12 protein-coding genes and 1 pseudogene are annotated in these 16,552 nt (G+C 70.5%); 10 read left to right on the top strand and 3 right to left on the bottom strand.

Annotated features, from left to right (window positions below; genetic code table 11):
- Positions 1-84: 84 nt before the first annotated feature.
- Complete coding sequence (locus tag ACH47Z_RS17465) at positions 85-1,083, bottom strand: aldo/keto reductase (protein ID WP_399074417.1); 999 nt, start codon at positions 1,081-1,083, stop codon at positions 85-87.
- 74 nt (positions 1,084-1,157) lie between these two features.
- On the opposite strand from ACH47Z_RS17465, the gene ACH47Z_RS17470 reads away from it, so the two are divergent.
- The 6 genes and pseudogenes from ACH47Z_RS17470 (at position 1,158) to serA (ending at position 11,210) form a co-directional block, all read left to right on the top strand.
- On the top strand, positions 1,158-2,135 hold the full coding sequence (locus tag ACH47Z_RS17470; protein ID WP_399074419.1) for a 2-hydroxyacid dehydrogenase: 978 nt from the start codon (positions 1,158-1,160) through the stop codon (positions 2,133-2,135).
- Positions 2,136-2,631: 496 nt separating this feature from the next.
- Positions 2,632-5,618, top strand: a pseudogene (locus tag ACH47Z_RS17475) (putative bifunctional diguanylate cyclase/phosphodiesterase).
- 243 nt (positions 5,619-5,861) lie between these two features.
- Positions 5,862-7,709 carry an acetolactate synthase large subunit gene (locus tag ACH47Z_RS17480; RefSeq protein WP_399074421.1) on the top strand — a complete coding sequence of 616 codons (1,848 nt, stop codon included), beginning with the start codon at positions 5,862-5,864 and terminating at the stop codon, positions 7,707-7,709.
- A 22-nt stretch (positions 7,710-7,731) separates the two neighbouring features.
- Positions 7,732-8,256 (top strand): acetolactate synthase small subunit, encoded by a 525-nt coding sequence (gene ilvN, locus ACH47Z_RS17485; RefSeq protein ID WP_018544678.1) that lies wholly within the window; start codon positions 7,732-7,734, stop codon positions 8,254-8,256.
- A gap of 120 nt (positions 8,257-8,376) precedes the next feature.
- On the top strand, positions 8,377-9,375 hold the full coding sequence (ilvC, locus tag ACH47Z_RS17490; RefSeq protein ID WP_399074424.1) for a ketol-acid reductoisomerase: 999 nt from the start codon (positions 8,377-8,379) through the stop codon (positions 9,373-9,375).
- A 245-nt stretch (positions 9,376-9,620) separates the two neighbouring features.
- A complete protein-coding gene (serA, locus tag ACH47Z_RS17495) occupies positions 9,621-11,210 on the top strand; it encodes a phosphoglycerate dehydrogenase (RefSeq protein WP_399074426.1) in 1,590 nt (529 codons plus the stop codon).
- A gap of 65 nt (positions 11,211-11,275) precedes the next feature.
- Here the strand turns inward: serA and ACH47Z_RS17500 are convergent, their stop codons facing one another.
- On the bottom strand, positions 11,276-12,802 hold the full coding sequence (locus ACH47Z_RS17500) for an MFS transporter (RefSeq protein WP_399074428.1): 1,527 nt from the start codon (positions 12,800-12,802) through the stop codon (positions 11,276-11,278).
- Between the two features lie 98 nt (positions 12,803-12,900).
- Here ACH47Z_RS17500 and ACH47Z_RS17505 point away from each other — a divergent pair, with 98 nt between their 5' ends.
- The 3 genes from ACH47Z_RS17505 (at position 12,901) to ACH47Z_RS17515 (ending at position 14,243) form a co-directional block, all read left to right on the top strand.
- Positions 12,901-13,488: a TetR/AcrR family transcriptional regulator gene (locus ACH47Z_RS17505; RefSeq protein ID WP_399074430.1), complete on the top strand. Its 588-nt coding sequence runs from the start codon at positions 12,901-12,903 to the stop codon at positions 13,486-13,488.
- Between the two features lie 91 nt (positions 13,489-13,579).
- Entirely contained in the window at positions 13,580-14,029 is a 450-nt protein-coding gene (locus tag ACH47Z_RS17510) for a DUF5753 domain-containing protein (protein ID WP_399074432.1), read from the top strand.
- Positions 14,030-14,033: 4 nt separating this feature from the next.
- Complete coding sequence (locus tag ACH47Z_RS17515; protein WP_399074434.1) at positions 14,034-14,243, top strand: DUF397 domain-containing protein; 210 nt, start codon at positions 14,034-14,036, stop codon at positions 14,241-14,243.
- Positions 14,244-14,247: 4 nt separating this feature from the next.
- Here the strand turns inward: ACH47Z_RS17515 and ACH47Z_RS17520 are convergent, their stop codons facing one another.
- Positions 14,248-15,453 (bottom strand): PucR family transcriptional regulator, encoded by a 1,206-nt coding sequence (locus ACH47Z_RS17520; RefSeq protein WP_399074436.1) that lies wholly within the window; start codon positions 15,451-15,453, stop codon positions 14,248-14,250.
- A 163-nt stretch (positions 15,454-15,616) separates the two neighbouring features.
- Here ACH47Z_RS17520 and ACH47Z_RS17525 point away from each other — a divergent pair, with 163 nt between their 5' ends.
- On the top strand, positions 15,617-16,543 hold the full coding sequence (locus ACH47Z_RS17525) for a proline dehydrogenase family protein (RefSeq protein ID WP_399074438.1): 927 nt from the start codon (positions 15,617-15,619) through the stop codon (positions 16,541-16,543).
- Positions 16,544-16,552 lie beyond the last annotated feature (9 nt).

A 16,552-nucleotide genomic window follows, 5' to 3' on the forward strand; every position in this document is an offset into this window, starting at 1 on the left:
GCGTGCACGATCGATGTCCCTTCGGCCGACGGCGGCGGTGCGACACCCTCAACCTCTCATACCCGCCCCGTGCCCGCCCGGTCCTCAGTCCCAGGACCCCCGTGCCCCCGGCAACCGCGACACCTCCGCCAAGTCCTGCTCGGTCAGCCGCAGTTCGGCCGCCGCCGCGTTCTCGGCGGCCCAGCGCTCCCGTTTGGTACCGGGCAGCGCGATCACATGGCGGCCCTGGGACAGGACCCAGGCCAGGGCCACCTGGGCCGGGGTGACCTGCTCGCCGTGGCGGTGGGCGATGCGGCGCAGGCCTGCGATGATCGGCTGGTTGGACGCCATCATCTCGGCCGTGAAACGGGGGTGGCGGGCGCGGAGGTCGTCCGGTTCGAAGCCCTCGCCGGGGGTCAGCGTGCCGGTCAGGAAGCCGTTGCCCAGCGGCATCGCCGCGAGGAAGCCCACGCCTCGTGCCTCGCACCACGGCAGCAGGCCCTGAAGCGCCTCCGGTGACCACACCGACAGCTCCGCCTGCACCGCGGTCACCGGGAACACCTGCTGCACGCGCCGCAGCTGGTCAAGGGTCGTGTCGTGCAGCCTGGCGCCCGACCGGCGCCCACCGCGCGCTCCCACCGCGCACAGGCCCAGCGCCCGCACCTTGCCCGCCCGTACCAGCTCCGCCATCGCGCCCCAGGTCTCCTCTACGGGCACCTCGGGGTCGGCGCGGTGCAGCTGGTAGAGGTCGATCACGTCCGTCTGGAGGCGGCGGAGCGAGGCGTCGCACGCCCGCTTCACATAGCCGGGGCGGCCGTTGGCCACGATGTGCTGCTCGCCCACCAGCAGACCCGCCTTCGTCGACACGAAGGCGTCCCCGCGGCGCTCCTTCAGCACCCGGCCCAGCAGCAGTTCGTTGGTGAACGGGCCGTACATGTCCGCCGTGTCCAGAAGGGTCGAGCCCAGGTCCAGCGCCCGGTGCACGGCTCTCACCGACTCCTCGCCCCGCTGCCGCGAGGTGCTGTACGCCCAGCTCATCGGCATGCACCCGAGTCCGACGGCCCCCACCGCGAGTGCCCCCGCGCCGATCGTCCTGCGCTCCACCTGCTCGTGAACCTCCCTCTCCGGCTCCCAACCTAACCTCTGCCGTCTCATGCCCCTGACATAGCCTCCATCCCATGACTACGGATGTGTGGCTTCCCATCCCGCCGGAGGAGATCGAGGGGCTTCCCGAAGGGCCCCGGTACCTGTTCTGGGACGGCGGCGTGGACGGTGAGCAGGAGTTTCCCGGCGACCCGGCGGACTGCGCCGCGTACGTCGTGCCGTACATGAAGCCGATGCCCGTGCGGGTGCGGCCACTCGAGCGGCTGACGCATGTGCGGCTGATCCAGACGCTCACCGCGGGCGTCGACGACATCACCGCGCACCTCGACTCCATCGTGCCGGGCGTCGCGCTCTGCAACGCGCGCGGGGTGCACGAGGCGAGCACCGCCGAACTCGCCCTCACCCTCACCCTCGCCGCCCTGCGCGGCATCCCCGGGTTCGTGCGCGCCCAGCAGCAGGAACGCTGGGAACAGGGGTTCTATCCCGCGCTCGCCGACAAGAACGTCCTCATCGTCGGCTACGGCCCCATCGGTGCCGCCATCGAGGACCGGCTCACGCCCTTCGAGGTTGCGCGGGTGGCGCGCATCGCGCGCTCCCGGCGCACCACGGCGCGCGGTCTTGTGCATCCGATCGACGATGTGCTCTCACTGCTTCCGGACGCGGATGTCGTCATCCTCGCCACTCCGCTCACTCAGGCCACACACCGTCTCGTCAACGCGGAGTTCCTGGCGCGGATGAAGGACGGGGCGCTGCTCGTCAACGTCGCGCGCGGGCCCGTCGTGGACACCGAGGCGCTGCTCGCCGAGCTGAAGAGCGGCCGGATCAGCGCCGCTCTGGACGTCACCGATCCCGAGCCGCTGCCCCCGGGCCACCCCCTGTGGCAGGCGCCTGGTGTGCTGATCAGCCCCCATGTGGGCGGGCCCTCCTCGGCCTTCCTGCCCCGCGCCAAACGGCTCCTCGTCGACCAGTTGACCCGCTTCGTGAACCAGGAGCCGCTGCGCAACGTGATCCTGACGACGGACGCCGGAACGGCGGGTACGGGCGCGCACTGAATCCGGTTCCGGCACCCTCCGCAACCCCCCGGACGCGGCCCGTGCTCGCATCTCCGCTGGTCGTCACGGAGCGTAGAGAAGCTATGTCCCTGAGTGACGATCCTGGTGTATCGTCCCGGACAGGGGCTGCGCCGCTCACTGTTTCGGCGCCGGGGATGGACATTTCAGATTTGTGAGGGGGGCGACGGGCGATGCACGGCCTATGGACGAACGATCCGACGCGGCGGAGCCGCCGACGGCGACCCTGGCGCACGGCCGCGCGCAGACGCGGTCATCACACCGGCCACCACAGCCACCACCAGCGCAGGCACAGCACCCGCAGGCGCCATGCGCATCCAGCGCACCGGGAGATGCGGGACGCGGGAGCGGCGCGGACCGGGAGGCCCCGGTGACTGCGCCGCTCACGGTGACGACCGCGCTCGAAGACGCGGTGCGCGCACCGCATCCGCAGCAGGCCCCGCCGCCCCGCCGGCCGGCCGCCGACGCGTGCACGCGCGTGAGGGAGCAACTCGCCCTCGCCCTGGTCTGCGCGGCCTACGCCGTCGGGGCCGCGTTCGACTGGGGTGCGCACGAACTGGCGTTGATCATGGGCGACTTCGGGCTGAGCGCGGCGGCGGGCGCCGCCGCCGTCTCCTGCTTCCTGTACGCCCGCAGCCCACGCGTCCGCTTCCGCTCGGCCTGGCTGCTGTTCGCCCTGTCGTCGACGATGGCGTCCCTCGGTAACGCGGTCTGGGGGTGGTACGAGGTCGTCCTCGCCCGGCCCGTGCCCACGCCCTCCTACGCCGACCTGTTCTTCCTGTGCTTCGCGCCGCCCGCCATCGTGGGCCTGCTGGTGCTGGCCAAACGGCCGGTGACCAAGGCCGGCTGGATCTGCCTGGGGCTGGACGCCTGGCTGATCGGCGGCTCGCTGCTGACCCTGTCGTGGAGTCTCGCGCTCGCCCAGGCGGCCCGCTTCGACGGACCGAGCGTGGCGCACACCGCGCTGTCGCTGGCGTACCCGCTGCTCGACATCGCGCTGGTCAGCATGGTGCTCGCGCTGCACTTCCGGCGTACCCCGGGCAGTCGTACGGCGGTGAACACCGCGATCGGCGGACTCGCGCTGACCGTGATGTGCGACGCGCTGTTCACCTCCCCGCTGCTGCACAACAGCTACCGCTCCGGACAGCTGCTGGACGCCGGCTGGTTCGCCGGTTCGCTGATCATCGCCTACGCCCCCTGGGCCGCACCCCGGCACAAGGGCGCGCACGAGCCGCACGTACCGGACGGGCACACGCGCGTGGTCCACGAGCACGTACCCGGACCGCGCGGCACGGGTCACCACCACGTGCCCGTGCCCGCCCCGGGCAGCGACCACAGCCGCTACCCGGCGGGCCGTCCGCTCACCGGTTCCCTCGCCGCGCTCACCCCGTACCTGGCCGCCGCCGTGTGCACCCTGGGCATCCTGTACAACGTCCTCGACGGCCGCCGGCCCGACCACGTCGTGCTGATCACGGCGGGCATGGTCGTGCTCGCGCTCGTGATCCGGCAGGGCATCATGCTGCTGGACAACATCACCCTCACCCAGGAACTGGCGCAGCAGGAGAACCACTTCCGCTCCCTGGTGCAGGGCTCCAGCGACGTCATCATGATCGCCGCGCCCAACGGCATGCTCCGGTACGTCTCCCCGGCCGCCGCCGGGGTCTACGGCCGGCCCGCCGAGGAGCTGGTGGGCACCGAGCTGGCCGCCCTGATCCATCCGGAGGACCTGGGCTGTGTGGTGCACGAGGTGCGGCGCTTCCTCGCCGTCAGTCCGCTGGAGGAGCCCACCACCCGCATCGAGTGCCGGTTCCGGTCCGGTGACGACGGCTGGCTCAACGTCGAGTCGACCGTCAACCGCCACCACGGCGGGCTGATCTTCAACAGCCGGGACGTGACCGAACGCGTGCGTCTGCAGGCACAGTTGCAGCACAACGCCGAGCACGACCCGCTGACCGACCTGCCCAACCGCGCGCTGTTCACCCGACGCGTCCAGCAGGCCCTGTCCGGCCGCCGCGCCACCGACCGGGGCACCGCCCTGCGCAACACGGCGGTGCTCTTCATCGACCTGGACGGCTTCAAGGCCGTCAACGACACGATCGGGCACCAGGCCGGGGACGAGCTGCTCGTCCAGGCCGCCCGCAGACTCCAGGACGCGGTCCGGCAGGGGGACACCGCCTCCCGGCTGGGCGGCGACGAGTTCGCGGCCCTGATCGTCGGGGACGGCACCCGTGACCGTGCCGCCCGGGAGCGCAACATCCTGGAGCTCGCCGACCGCCTCAGGGTGACCCTCTCCCAGCCCTACGCCATCGACGGCAACGATGTCCGGGTCAACGCCTCCATCGGCGTCGCCTTCGCCGAACCGGGCCTCGGCGCGGGCGAGCTGCTGCGCAACGCCGACCTGGCGATGTACCGCGCGAAAGCGGCCGGAAAGGGCCGGGTCGAGCTGTACAAGCCGCAGATGCAGCAGGACGTCGTACGCAAGGCGGAGCTGGCCACGCGCCTGCGTGCCGCGCTGCACGACGGCGAGTTCGCGCTGCTGCACCAGCCGGTGGTGTGCCTGGAGAACGGCCGGATCACGGCGGTCTCCACGCAGGCGCGCTGGCGCTCCTCGCAGGGGGTGCTGTTCACCCCGGCGGAGTTCCTGCGGGTGACCGAGGACGGCGACAAGACCGCCGAGCTGGACCGCTGGATCCTGCAGGAGGCCGTCGAGCAGGCCGCCGAGCGGGCCGCGAGCGGGCTCGTGATGCCGGTGGCCGTCCGGATGAGCGCCCGGCGGCTGCTGGACCGGTCGAGTCCGCTCGGCTCCGTGGAGGCGCTGCTGACCCGGCACGGGCTGCCGCCCGGCGCGCTGGTCGTGGAGCTGTCCGACACCGATCCGCGGATCTCCCTGGACGAGCTGGAGCGGCGGCTGACCGCGCTCAGCAGGCTCGGGGTGCGGATCGCGCTGGACGGTTTCGGCAGCGGCTACGCGGCCATCACGGCCCTCAGAAGGCTCCCGGTGGACATCCTGAAGCTCGACCGCAGCCTGGTCGAGGGCGTCGTGGAGTCCGCGCGGCTGCACAAGATCACCAGTGGTCTGCTGCGGATCGCCGGCGATCTCGGGCTGCAGTCCGTGGCCGAGGGCGTGGATCTGCCGGAGCAGGTGGTCGCGCTGCGCGCGATGGGCTGCTCGCACGGGCAGGGCATGGCGTTCGCCGGTCCGGTGGACGAGTACCGGCTGCGCCGGGCGCTCGGATCCGGCCACTATCCGGTGCCGCACCCACCGGCGGAACCGGCGTTCGCGGGCAGTGTGCGGGAGGCGCACCGGCCGGTGCGCCCCGGAGGAGAGCGAGCCATGGAGGAGCGGGGCGCGGGGGTGTAGACAGGGAGTGTTCCGGCTGTCCACTTCAGGTCGGCAGGCCCCGTGTCTCCGGAGGCGGCAGTGCCCTTCGCCCACATTCTGAGACTCCCGTCCCACCCACTTGACACGTGGTGTGCGCCGGGGGGAGGGTCAGTGCCATGCGCACCCGAATTCTCGTACTTGGCAAGCGCGTCGGCTGAGCTGGGACCCACCGGAGGACGATCCGGAATCCCCAGCGACCACACCGGCGCGCTCCCCTCGCTTGCCTTTCGGCACGAGGGGTTTTTTGTTGCACGAGCACCGACCGTGCAGCGCTTGAACTCCGCACAAACCTCGCAAAAACCCTCAGCATCGAGAAGAGAATGCCGATGACCGAGCAGGCCACCGGGGCCCATCCGCAGCCGCGGCCCCGATCCGGAGGACAGCAGTCCGCCCCCGTCGAGCACGTCACGGGTGCGCAGTCCCTCATCCGCTCCCTCGAGGAGGTCGGCGCGGACACGGTATTCGGCATTCCCGGCGGCGCGATCCTGCCGGCGTACGACCCGCTGATGGACTCGACGCGGGTGCGCCACGTCCTGGTCCGCCACGAGCAGGGCGCCGGCCACGCGGCCACCGGCTACGCGCAGGCCACCGGCAAGGTCGGCGTCTGCATGGCGACGAGCGGCCCCGGCGCCACCAACCTCGTCACGCCGATCGCCGACGCCCACATGGACTCCGTCCCGCTGGTCGCGATCACCGGCCAGGTCGCCTCGAAGTCGATCGGCACGGACGCCTTCCAGGAGGCGGACATCGTCGGCATCACCATGCCGATCACCAAGCACAACTTCCTCGTCACCAAGGCCGAGGACATCCCGCGGGTCATCGCGCAGGCGTTCCACATCGCCTCCACCGGCCGCCCGGGCCCGGTCCTGGTCGACATCGCCAAGGACGCCCTCCAGGCGAAGACCACCTTCACCTGGCCGCCCACCATGGACCTGCCCGGCTACCGCCCGGTGACCAAGCCGCACGCCAAGCAGATCCGCGAGGCGGCCAAGCTGATCACCTCCGCCAAGCGGCCCGTCCTCTACGTCGGCGGCGGCGTCCTCAAGGCGCACGCGACCGCCGAGCTGAAGGTCCTCGCCGAACTCACCGGAGCGCCCGTCACCACCACCCTGATGGCGCTCGGCGCGTTCCCCGACAGCCACCCGCTGCACGTGGGAATGCCGGGCATGCACGGTGCGGTCACCGCCGTCACCGCGCTGCAGAAGGCCGACCTGATCGTCGCCCTCGGCGCCCGCTTCGACGACCGCGTCACCGGCAAGCTGGACAGCTTCGCCCCCTACGCCAAGATCGTCCACGCCGACATCGACCCGGCCGAGATCGGCAAGAACCGCGCCGCCGACGTGCCGATCGTCGGTGACGCCCGCGAGGTCATCGCCGACCTGGTCCAGGCCGTGCAGAAGGAGCACAGCGAGGGCCACCGGGGCGACTACACCGCCTGGTGGAGCGACCTCAACCGCTGGCGCGAGACCTACCCGCTCGGCTACGACCAGCCCGAGGACGGCTCGCTGTCCCCGCAGGCGGTCATCGAGCGCATCGGGCAGCTCGCCCCGGAGGACACGATCTTCGCGGCGGGCGTCGGCCAGCACCAGATGTGGGCCGCGCACTTCATCCAGTACGACAAGCCCGCCACCTGGCTCAACTCCGGCGGCGCCGGAACCATGGGCTACGCGGTCCCGGCCGCGATGGGCGCCAAGGCCGGCCAGCCGGGCCGTACGGTCTGGGCGATCGACGGCGACGGCTGCTTCCAGATGACCAATCAGGAACTGACCACCTGCGCGCTGAACAACATCCCGATCAAGGTCGCCATCATCAACAACGGCGCCCTCGGCATGGTCCGCCAGTGGCAGACCCTGTTCTACAACCAGCGCTACTCCAACACCGTGCTGCACTCCGGCCCGGACGACGTCAACCCGGACGCGAAGGGCACGCGCGTGCCGGACTTCGTGAAGCTGTCCGAGGCGATGGGCTGCGTGGGCCTGCGCTGCGAGCGCCCGGAGGACCTGGACAAGGTCATCGAGGAGGCGAACTCCATCAACGACCGTCCGGTCGTCATCGACTTCATCGTCCACGAGGACGCGATGGTCTGGCCGATGGTCGCCGCCGGCACCTCCAACGACGAGATCATGGCCGCCCGGGACGTCCGCCCCGACTTCGGCGACAACGAAGACGACTGAGCGAGAGAGACGTAAAAAGACCATGTCCAAGCACACGCTCTCGGTCCTGGTGGAGAACACCCCGGGCATCCTGGCCCGGATCGCCGCCCTGTTCTCCCGCCGCGGCTTCAACATCGACTCGCTCGCCGTCGGCGTCACCGAGCACCCCGACATCTCCCGCATCACCATCGTGGTGGGCGTCGAGGACCTGCCGCTGGAGCAGGTCACCAAGCAGCTCAACAAGCTCGTCAACGTGCTGAAGATCGTCGAGCTGGAACCCGGTCAGGCCGTTCAGCGCGAACTCGTTCTGGTGAAGGTCCGCGCCGACAACGAGACCCGCTCCCAGATCGTGGAGATCGTCCAGCTGTTCCGCGCCAAGACCGTCGACGTCTCCCCGGAGGCCGTGACCATCGAGGCCACCGGATCCGGCGAGAAGCTGTCCGCCATGCTCAAGATGCTGGAGCCGTTCGGCATCAAGGAGCTGGTCCAGTCCGGCACGATCGCGATCGGCCGCGGCGCCCGTTCGATCACGGACCGCTCGCTGCGCGCTCTGGACCGATCCGCGTAAGGCTGGAAACAGGCGGTCGGCGCCTCGCCGGCCGCCCGTATGCCGAGACCCGCAAACTTCCCTTCCCCTCACCGGCATACGGTGGGACGCACAACCTGCACACCAAGGAGAGAACCCAAAGTGGCCGAGCTGTTCTACGACGCTGACGCCGACCTGTCCATCATCCAGGGCCGCAAGGTCGCGGTCATCGGCTACGGCAGCCAGGGCCACGCCCACGCGCTGTCGCTGCGTGACTCCGGTGTCGACGTCCGCGTCGGTCTGCACGAGGGCTCCAAGTCCAAGGCCAAGGCCGAGGAGCAGGGCCTGCGCGTGGTGACCCCAGCCGAGGCCGCCGCCGAGGCCGACGTCATCATGATCCTCGTCCCGGACCCGATCCAGGCCCAGGTCTACGAGGAGTCCATCGCCCCGAACCTGAAGGACGGCGACGCGCTGTTCTTCGGTCACGGCTTCAACATCCGCTTCGGCTTCATCAAGCCCCCGGCCGGCGTCGACGTCTGCATGGTCGCCCCGAAGGGCCCGGGCCACCTGGTGCGCCGTCAGTACGAGGAGGGCCGCGGCGTTCCCTGCATCGCCGCCGTCGAGCAGGACGCCTCCGGCAACGCCTTCGCGCTGGCCCTGTCGTACGCCAAGGGCATCGGCGGCACCCGCGCCGGCGTCATCAAGACGACCTTCACCGAGGAGACCGAGACCGACCTCTTCGGTGAGCAGGCCGTGCTGTGCGGTGGTACGGCCGCGCTGGTGAAGGCGGGCTTCGAGACCCTGACCGAGGCCGGCTACCAGCCGGAGATCGCCTACTTCGAGTGCCTGCACGAGCTGAAGCTGATCGTGGACCTCATGTACGAGGGCGGCCTGGAGAAGATGCGCTGGTCCATCTCCGAGACCGCCGAGTGGGGCGACTACGTCACCGGCCCGCGCATCATCACCGACGCCACCAAGGCCGAGATGAAGCAGGTCCTCGCCGAGATCCAGGACGGCACCTTCGCCCAGAACTGGATGGACGAGTACCACGGCGGTCTGAAGAAGTACAACGAGTACAAGCAGCAGGACTCCGAGCACCTGCTGGAGACCACCGGCAAGCAGCTGCGCAAGCTGATGAGCTGGGTGAACGAGGAGGCGTAAGCCCCACGTCAGGGGGTCGGGGCAGGCTGCTCCGGCCCCCTGCTTCCGTCTGTTGTCCACCCCGTCCAGCCCCGGACGGGTGATCCTTCCGCAGAGGCGCAAGACGACCCCCGTCACGCCACTACACTGCCGTACTACATACGCGTCAGGCCCACAGCGTCGTGCGTCTTCCGCGGCTAGCCCCCTCCTCCGCCTGCGGCCGTCGGGACGGCCGTCCGCACGCTTTGGACTAGTGAGGACCTCACGTGAGCTCGAAACCTGTCGTACTCATCGCTGAAGAGCTGTCGCCCGCGACCGTGGACGCGCTCGGCCCGGACTTCGAGATCCGGCACGCCAACGGAGCCGACCGAGCCGAACTGCTCCCCGCCATCGCCGACGTCGACGCGATCCTGATCCGTTCCGCGACCAAGGTCGACGCCGAGGCCATCGCCGCCGCGAAGAAGCTCAAGGTCGTCGCCCGCGCCGGTGTCGGCCTGGACAACGTCGACGTCTCCGCCGCCACCAAGGCCGGCGTGATGGTCGTCAACGCCCCGACCTCCAACATCGTGACCGCCGCCGAGCTGGCCTGTGGTCTGCTCCTCGCCACCGCCCGCAACATCCCGCAGGCCAACGGCGCGCTGAAGAACGGCGAGTGGAAGCGCAGCAAGTACACGGGCGTCGAGCTCGCGGAGAAGACCCTCGGTGTCGTCGGCCTCGGCCGCATCGGCGCCCTGGTCGCGCAGCGCATGTCCGCCTTCGGCATGAAGGTCGTCGCCTACGACCCCTACGTGCAGCCCGCGCGCGCCGCCCAGATGGGCGTCAAGGTGCTGTCCCTGGACGAGCTGCTCGAGGTCTCCGACTTCATCACCGTCCACCTGCCCAAGACCCCCGAGACCCTCGGTCTGATCGGCGACGAGGCGCTGCGCAAGGTCAAGCCGAACGTGCGCATCGTCAACGCCGCGCGCGGCGGCATCGTCGACGAGGAGGCGCTGTACGCGGCGCTGAAGGAGGGCCGGGTGGCCGGCGCCGGCCTCGACGTGTACGCGTCGGAGCCCTGCACCGACTCCCCGCTCTTCGAGCTGGACCAGGTCGTGTGCACGCCGCACCTCGGTGCCTCCACTGACGAGGCCCAGGAGAAGGCGGGCATCGCGGTCGCCAGGTCCGTGCGCCTCGCCCTCGCCGGTGAGCTGGTCCCGGACGCGGTGAACGTCCAGGGCGGTGTCATCGCCGAGGACGTCAAGCCCGGTCTGCCGCTCGCCGAGCGTCTCGGCCGCATCTTCACCGCGCTCGCCGGCGAGGTCGCGCACCGCCTCGACGTCGAGGTCTACGGCGAGATCACCCAGCACGACGTGAAGGTGCTGGAGCTGTCCGCGCTCAAGGGCGTCTTCGAGGACGTCGTCGCCGAGACGGTGTCGTACGTCAACGCCCCGCTGTTCGCGCAGGAGCGCGGCGTCGAGGTCCGGCTGACCACCAGCTCCGAGTCGAGCGACCACCGCAACGTCGTCACCGTGCGCGGCACGCTGGCCGGCGGCGAGGAGGTCTCGGTCTCCGGCACGCTGGCCGGCCCGAAGCACCTGCAGAAGATCGTCGCGGTCGGCGAGTACGACGTCGACCTCGCGCTCGCCGACCACATGGTCGTCCTGCGCTACGAGGACCGTCCCGGTGTCGTCGGCACCGTCGGCCGCATCCTCGGCGAGGCGGGCATCAACATCGCCGGCATGCAGGTCGCGCGTGCGGCGGTGGGCGGCGAGGCGCTGGCCGTCCTGACCGTCGACGACACGGTGACCGCGGGCGTGCTGGCCGAGGTCGCCGCCGAGATCGGTGCGGCCTCCGCCCGCTCCGTGAACCTGGTCTGAGACCCGTCCTCCGGAAACGCCGGACGGGCTGACTTTCGTCAGCCCGTCCGGCGTTTCCCGTTTCCCTACTTCTCGCCGACCTCGATGCTCCGCAACCCCAGCACCGCCCCCACCGCGGCCAGTACCAGGATCACCGCCCCGGCGATCGCCGCGCCCCGGAACCCGCTCGTGAACGCCTCGCGGGCGGTGGCGATGAGGGACTCACCGGCCGGGCCGGGCAGATGGGCGGCCGTGGCGAGCGCGTCGCCCAGGGTCTCGCGCGCCCCGGCCGGGGCGGTGGACGGCATCTCGTGGCGGTAGACCGCCGTACCGATGGAGCCGAGCACCGCCATGCCGAGCGCGCCGCCGAACTCGGTGCCGGTCTCCAGCAGCGAGGAGGCCGTGGCCGCCCGCTCCACCGGGGCGCTGCTCATGGCCAGGTCCACCAGCTGGGACGAGATCGCGACCATCCCGCAGGCGAGGACGCCGGCCCCGGCCAGCGCCAGCCACAGCGAGTCGGTGCCGAGGAGGGCGAGCATCGAGAAACCGGCCGCCATGGCCGCGAAGCCGCCGGCGACGACGTGACCGCGGTTGACGCCCCGCTGGACCAGCTGTGCGGTGACCGGACCCGCCAAGCCGATGAACACCGAGGGCAGCAGGCTCCACAGGGCGGCCGACAGCGGGCTCTTGCCGAGGACCGACTGCAGGTACTGCGTGGTGAAGACGGCCGAACCCATCATGGCGAGGGCGGCGACGAGGTTCAGCACCAGCGCCGGGGCGAAGCCGTGGCCTCTCAGCAGGGCCGGCGGGATCAGCGGGGAGGCGCTGGTGCGCTGCCGGTGGACGAACAGGGCGGCGAAGAGCAGGCCGACGGCGATCGAGACGACGTACAGCGGGTGCCAGCCCTCGGACGGGATCTCCTTCAGGCCGTAGATCACGGGGAGCACGGCGGCCATGGACAGCGGGACGCTCGGCCAGTCGAAGCGGCCCGGGTCCGGGTCCTTCGACTCCGGCAGCAGCACCGGGCCGAGGACCAGCAGCAGCGCCATCGCGGGCAGGTTGACCAGGAAGACCGAGCCCCACCAGAAGTGCTCGACGAGGATGCCGCTCATCACCGAGCCCAGCGCGATACCGCCGGTCATCACGCCGGACCACAGCCCGATCGCCTTCGCCCGCTGGCCGGGGTCGGTGAACATCGTGCGCAGCAGCGCCATCGTGGACGGCATCAGGGTCGCGCCGCCGATGCCGAGGACCGCGCGGGCCGCGATCAGGGTCCCGGCGCTGTTCGCGTAGGCCGCGAGGAGCGAGGCTCCGCCGAAGGCGAGGGCGCCTGTGAGGAGCAGCCTGCGCCGGCCGACGCGGTCGCCGAGCGAGCCCATCGTCATCAGCAGGCCGGCCAGGACGAAGCCGTAGATGTCGAAGATCCACAGCTGCTGGGTGCCACTCGGGTGCAGGTCCGCGCTGATCGCGGGGGTCGCGAAGTACAGGACGGAGACGTCCATCGAGACCAGCAGCAGCGGCAGCATCAGCACGCCGAGAGCGGTCCACTCGCGGCGTCCGGCGCGGGCGCCCTCGGCGCCGGCGGTGGGGGTGGTGCTCGTCAGGTTCGTCATGCCGAGGAATGTACAAGCGTCTTAAACACTTGTCTAGAACGCTTGTATAAGTCACGCGTCTAGGACGGTTGTATGGATCGCGGGGTAGGGTGAGGGGCATGGGACACCGTGAGGATCTGCTCGAAGGCGCCAAGCGCTGCCTGCTGGAGAAGGGGTTCGCGCGCACCACCGCACGCGACATCGTCAAGGCCTCGGGGACCAACCTGGCCTCGATCGGCTACCACTACGGCTCGAAGGACGCGCTGCTCGCCCAGGCCTACATCACGCTGGTGGAGAACCTGTCCGGCGCCTTCGACGGGGGCAACGGCGTCGCGCTCGAGGGCGCGCCCGGTTCGCTGGAGCGCTTCCGGCACGTGTGGTCGAACATCGTCGGCACCATGCGGGAGCCGAACTCGATGTGGCGCCTCAGCATGGAGGTCATGACCATCGACATGCCCGAGGTGCGCGACCATCTGGCCCGTGCCCAGCGCGAGGGCGGGCGCGGGCTCGTGTCCCTCCTCCAGGGCGTGCCGGAGCAGGAGGTCTCCGACGAGACGGCCGACACCCTCGGCCGCTTCTACATGACCCTGATGACCGGGCTCATCGCGCAGTGGACGTTCGACGCGAAGACCGCCCCGGACGGCGACGCCCTCACCGAGGGCCTCCGCCGGATCGTCGAAGGGGCGAGCACGGGCACCGAGAAGTGACCGTCGGGCCGCTCGCTTCTTGGTGCAGCGCCCTTGACTCGGCTCGCGGAAGTACGACACCAGCAAGCGGTACGCTCTGGCCAAGAACGAGGTGGACAAGCCGATCGAGGAGTACACCACCGAACTCATCCGAAGTAGCGTGGAGTTGCGGATGCGGCGCCAGGAGGTGCTCACTCGGGAGAACCCGGTCAAGCTGCACGTCATCCTCGGCGAAGCCGCGCTTCGGTACGTGGTCGGAGGCGCCGACGTGATGCGCGAGCAGTACGAAAAGATCGCCGAGATGTCAGGGTGGGACCACATCACCATTCAGGTGCTGCCGTTTCGCAGGAGCTACCGTTCGACCAACGACTTCGCGATCCTCGACTTCGGCAACGAGTTCCCGCCCCGGGTTCAGACGGACAGCGCCTGGGGATCCGTCTCCACTTCGGACAAGCAGCGTGAAGTCGACCGGTTCACCCGCCGCTTCGTCGCCATGGCAGCATCGGCCCTGCCGCCCGAGGATACGACCGAGTTCCTGCAACGACTAGAACGAGAGCTTTAGGACCATGCCTACGTATCCCGTTTCCACCGAACTGGCTCCTGAGCACGCTTGGTTCAAGTCCTCCTACAGCGACTCCGGCGGCCAGAACTGCCTCGAAGCAACCCCCCTCCACCCCCACATCGCCATCCGCGACTCCAAGAACCCCGCCGGCCCCGCCCTCCTCCTCCCCTCCCGCGCCTGGACGGAGTTCATCGACCGCCTCGCCGGGAACTGAGAACTCAGAGCCGCGCCCTCTTCAGCGCCATGTGCAGCAGCAGCCGGTCCTCGCCGTCGTCCAGGTCGAGGCCGGTCAGCTGCTCCACGCGGGACAGGCGGTAATAGAGGGTCTGCCGGTGGATGCCCAGCGCAGCCGCCGCACGGCCGGCCTGGCCCGCGCAGTCGAGATAGACCTCGGCCGTGCGGGCCAGCTCCTGGTGGGCGGGGGAGAGGAGCAGGCCCAGCACCGGGTCGTGGGCGGCTTCCGGGGGCAGCGCGGTCAGCAACCGGTACGGCCCGATGCGCGACCACTCGGCGACCGGCCCGAACCGTGGCTCGGCCAGTGCGGCGCGCGCGGCGGCGGCGGCCTCCTGCCACACCGTCCCCAGCTCCAGGAGCCCGAGCCGGGGCTCACCGACACCGGCGGCGCGAACTCCCCGGCCCCCTTCTGTCTCCTTCAGCAGCCGGGAAGCCGCCGTGAGCGCCGCTGTCGCCACGTCCGTCGTCCGGAGCCGTACCAGGGCCGCCAGACTCTGGCCCGTCGCTCCCCACGGCACCGTGCACAGTGCCGTGGTGTGCGGGACCGTACGGACCGAGGGGGCCTCGTCCGGGTCGGCCGACGGCCAGGGGGCGACGCAGACCACCGTGTGTGGGCCCTCCGCGCGCGTACCCAGGGCCGTGCGGAGTTCCGCCACCGCCATGTCCCGTTGCCAGCCGCCCTCGGCGGTCAGTACCGCCCGCAGTTCCCGGCTCAGCCCGGCCCCGGCCTCCACCTCGTCCGCGAGCAGCGCGCCGATCCGGCCGGCCACGTCCATCGCGGCGGCCAGCTGCGCGTCCGTGGGGCCGGGGTCGTAGTCCAGGAGCCAGACGTAGCCGAGGACGACACCCCGGTGGCGTACCGGCAGGCAGATACGGCCCCGGTTCACCCCCGCCTCCGGGGTCCGCGGGATCCGCACCGGCCCGGTCGCGCGCGTGATGCCGAAGCCCTCGAACCACGTCCGCACCGCCGCCGTGGAGCGCCGGGTCAGGATCGAGCGGGTGCGCACCGGGTCCAGCGCCGAGGGATCGAGGTCGCCCTCACTGTCGTACGCGCCGAAGGCGATCAGCTCGAAGTCCCGGTTCTCCAGGGTCGCCGGGACGCCCAGGAGCTCCGAGATCTCGTCCACGAGCTCTTGGTAGTCGCCCTTGAAGGCCTTGAAATCCGCCGCCACTCGGGCATTCTCCCTCATTTTCCGGCGTCTTCATACATCTGTCTGAGATCCGGTGCGTGGATGCGTGACAGCTGTCGATGGCCCACGATCGGAGAGATCCTTAGGTTTCACGGTGGTTCTCCGTGCCGTACCCGAATCGCTGGGTAATGGCCCCTTTGATGCTTGTCTGTGGAGGTGCCCCGTGCTGGGTCCCGTGATTCTCGCCGCGTCGCGCAGCGACCGGATGCGACGCCTGATCTCGGCGGCCCCGGTGACCAAGCAGGTCGTCGACCGCTTCATCCCGGGCGAGACCGTGGACGACATCGTGCCGATCATCAAGGACCTGACCGCCAGGGGCCTGGAGCTGACGATGGACGTCGTCGGCGAGGACATCACCACCCCGGAGCAGGCCGGCGCCGCCCGGGACGCCTACCTGCTGCTGATCGACCACCTCAAGGAGCTGGAGCTCGGCGAGAAGGTCGAGATGTCGGTCAAGCTGTCCATGTTCGGCCAGGCCCTCCCCGGCGGCCACGAGCTGGCCCTCGCGAACGTCCGCCCGGTCGTCGAGGCCGCCGCCGCCATCGGTACGACCGTGACGCTGGACGCCGAGGACCACACCACCCTCGACTCGATGTTCGCCATCCACGAGGAGCTGCGGAAGGACTTTCCGCAGACCGGCTGCGTCATCCAGGCCTACCTCTTCCGCACCGAGGCCGACGCCCGCCGCCTCGCCGCCGCCGGCAGCCGCGTCCGCCTGGTCAAGGGCGCCTACAAGGAGCCCGCCGAGGTCGCCTACCAGCAGAAGCACGAGATCGACAAGGCGTACGTCCGGGTCCTGCGCATCCTGATGGAGGGCGAGGGGTACCCGATGATCGGGTCCCACGACCCGCGCCTGATCGCCATCGCCCAGGAGCTGGCCCACAAGGCCGGCCGCAAGCTCGACGAGTACGAGTTCCAGATGCTGTACGGCATCCGCGGCGACGAGCACCTGCGGCTGGCCGCCGAGGGCCACCGCATGCGCGTGTACACCGCCTACGGCACCGACTGGTACGGCTACTTCATGCGCCGTCTCGCGGAGAAGCCCGCCAACCTGCGCTTCTTCCTCCGCTCGATGGTCAGCAAGGGCTGAGCCCCAACA

The organism is Streptomyces sp. NPDC020192 (assembly GCF_044388685.1).
GTDB lineage: Bacteria > Actinomycetota > Actinomycetes > Streptomycetales > Streptomycetaceae > Streptomyces.